At 34.2% G+C, this 2,971-nt stretch carries 2 protein-coding genes and 1 rRNA gene; all 3 read right to left on the minus strand.

The features are described 5' to 3' along the window. Positions 1-209: ribosomal RNA gene (locus TS1_RS12095) — 16S ribosomal RNA — on the minus strand; the annotation flags it as partial. A 546-nt stretch (positions 210-755) separates the two neighbouring features. Next, positions 756-2,246 (minus strand): HAMP domain-containing sensor histidine kinase, encoded by a 1,491-nt coding sequence (locus tag TS1_RS12100; protein ID WP_068710723.1) that lies wholly within the window; start codon positions 2,244-2,246, stop codon positions 756-758. Beyond that, positions 2,243-2,929 carry a response regulator transcription factor gene (locus tag TS1_RS12105; protein ID WP_068710724.1) on the minus strand — a complete coding sequence of 229 codons (687 nt, stop codon included), beginning with the start codon at positions 2,927-2,929 and terminating at the stop codon, positions 2,243-2,245. The genes TS1_RS12100 and TS1_RS12105 overlap by 4 nt, the downstream gene beginning before the upstream one ends. Between the last annotated feature and the right edge of the window lie 42 nt (positions 2,930-2,971).

The raw sequence follows: 2,971 nt of genomic DNA on the forward strand, positions 1-2,971 counted from the left end.
TTCTTTTCAGGTGAAAAAAAGCCCTATGCGGTATTAGCACCTGTTTCCAAGTGTTATCCCCCGCTGATGGATAGGTTCCCCACGTGTTACTCACCCGTCCGCCACTCCGCACGCTCATCCACCGAAGTGGACAAGCGGCAGCGTTCGACTTGCATGTATTAGGCACGCCGCCAGCGTTCGTCCTGAGCCAGGATCAAACTCTCATCTTGAATTTGATCGATCAACACCGTTGATCTCTCTTAGCTCTTCAACTTTTTGCTCGCGTGTTGTTCGCGTTGTTGCTTGTATCTTGCTTCCTTGAAGAAGCGCCCTACACATTGGTTCGTTTGCTTGCTTTGTTCAGTTTTCAAAGGTCTACTGCATAACTTTCAGCTGCCGTAGCAACTTTTATATCTTACCAATTCGGTAAGTTTTTGTCAATAACTTTTTTTAATTATTGAGATAAAATATTGTAACAACTAGATAGCTAACACTTAATTTGTATAGCTAATCGATGTAACGACCTTGTTATAATATCACTTGTTTTTAAATACGTCAATAACTTTTTTTCAAACTTATTCACAAAAAAATTGCTTAATCATTCAAGCACATCTATTAATATAGCAATTCTTAAAATAAAAATCAATAGTAAAAATGAACGAAATAAACAAAAACTTTAGAAACGAACTTTTACTAAATGTCCGTTTCTAAAGTTCGTTAAATTGTTATTGTTTTCTACCTTTTTTCCGATAAATAGCATGAATAATTCGTTCCTTTTATTTATCAATTTCTTCCTTTTGGACTAAAGGGATACTTATTCTAAAAATTGTTCCTTGCCCCAAACTACTCTCTGCAACAATTGTCCCTTTGTAACTGTCTAGTAATTTTTGGACAATGGATAATCCCAAGCCATTACCACCTTTATCACGCGCTCTAGCTTTATCTACTCGATAGAAGCGGCGAAAAACTTTGTCTAGATTTTCTTGGGAAATTCCTTCACCAAAATCTTGAACTGCTAATTCTAGCTCTTGCTGGTTACTAGCAATTGATAAATGAATCTCCTTACGTTGAGTGGAATACTTAATTGCATTATCTAAGATAATAATTAAAATCTGCTCCAAATGATCGCGATAAATTTGAACAGTTTCTTCTTGTCTTAAAGCATCATCAATAGTAAACGTAAATTCAGGATATAACATTTTAAAATTATTAAATACCTGATAGACAACCTCTCTAGCTCGCGTCGTTTCATTTTTATAATATATATCAACTTGTTCAGCTCTCGAAAGGTCCAACATTTCTTGAACTAAAGTTTTCATTCGACTAATTTCTTGTAAACTTGCTTCAATTGATTCTTCTAGAATTTCTGGATCTTCTTTCCCCCAACGCTGCAACATATTTAAATGTCCTTCAATTACCGCAACTGGTGTACGTAATTCATGTGAAACATCTTCAACAAATTGTTCTTGCTGTTCAGTATAAGAACGCATACGATCCAACATACTATTAAAAATATCAGATAAATCAGCAAGTTCATCTTTGCTTTTTGGTTCAGGCGTATGAATAGATGTTTGCGGGTCTTTTTGAATACTCTCCATTGTATTGCGCAATGTTTTTAAAGGTTTCAAAAAATGCGAAGATAATAAATATCCTAATATACCACTTATAAGTAAAGATAAAACTTCTAAGATTATCAAAGTTATAAGTAAACGATTTCGTATTTCATAAAAAGAGGATAAATCATAAAAGCCTTGGACATAGCCAATTTTTTCTCGCGTTTCTTTTGAAAATACTGGATGAATCATGAGATAGCCAGGTGAATTTTCGTTAGTTGTAATTATAGGCTCTTTTGGTTTTTCTGACCGTAAAGCCAGTTCTTTTTCTCCCGTTCTAAAAACCAAATTCTCTTGTAAGTCATAGACATATAAACTTAAATGAGTCTGCCCCAATTCAGAAACAAAGCTAGTATCTCCCTGACTGTGTTCATTTACTACTTCCTCATTGATGTTAGGAAGTTCGATCAAATTTTTATAAGAGGTTTCCTTGTCTAACTGCTTATTCGCATCAGCTAAATGCGAAACAGCTTCGTAAGTTGATTGTTCTGCATCTTCTTGTTCTCTTTCCATCATAAGATTAACAGCTGTTTTATATGTAATGATAGCAAAAGCTGTTATAACAATAAATATAAAGAAAGAACTTGCAAAAGCCCATTTTAATGTTAAAGAGGGTTTTCTAAGTTCTTTTACTTCTGTATTTTTTCTTTTCACGAGCGCATCACATAACCTGTACCACGTACTGTTTGTATATAACTTTCTTCGTCCGGAAGATCTATTTTATTACGCAAATAACGAATATAGACATCAACAACATTCGTTTCTATTTCTGTTTGATAACCCCAAACTTTTTTTAATAAGACATCTCTTGCTAAAACAACATTTATATTTTCCATCAAAGTTAATAAAAGTTCATACTCTCGCTTGGTCAACTCGATAGTTTCAGAACCACGTCTTACAACACGATTTTCTTTTTCTATCACTAAATCGCGATAATTAAGGGTTGTCTGCTTTCCTGTATTTTTGTCTCCTTCGATATCAATTCGACGCAATAAAGCACGCAAACGCGCCAAGAGTTCTTCAATGGCAAAGGGCTTAACAATATAATCATCAGCACCGTGATCTAACCCAGAAACGCGGTCAATGACTGAATCACGAGCAGTCATCATAATAATTGGTGTATTCTTAATTTGTCGTACCCTACGGCAAATTTCTAGCCCATTTAATTCTGGTAGCATCAAATCTAATAAAATTGCATCCCAATCATTATTTAATGCTGCATCTAAACCTGTTCTTCCATTATAATGAACTTCGGTATCATAACCTTCATGTTTCAATTCTAATTCTACAAATCGAGCTAAATTTTTCTCGTCTTCAATTATTAGAATACCGCTCATTAAATTTTATTCTCCTTTTTTGCTTCCATTTATTGTATTACC

The sequence above is a fragment of the Tetragenococcus solitarius NBRC 100494 genome, assembly GCF_001544195.1.
Lineage (GTDB): Bacteria > Bacillota > Bacilli > Lactobacillales > Enterococcaceae > Tetragenococcus > Tetragenococcus solitarius.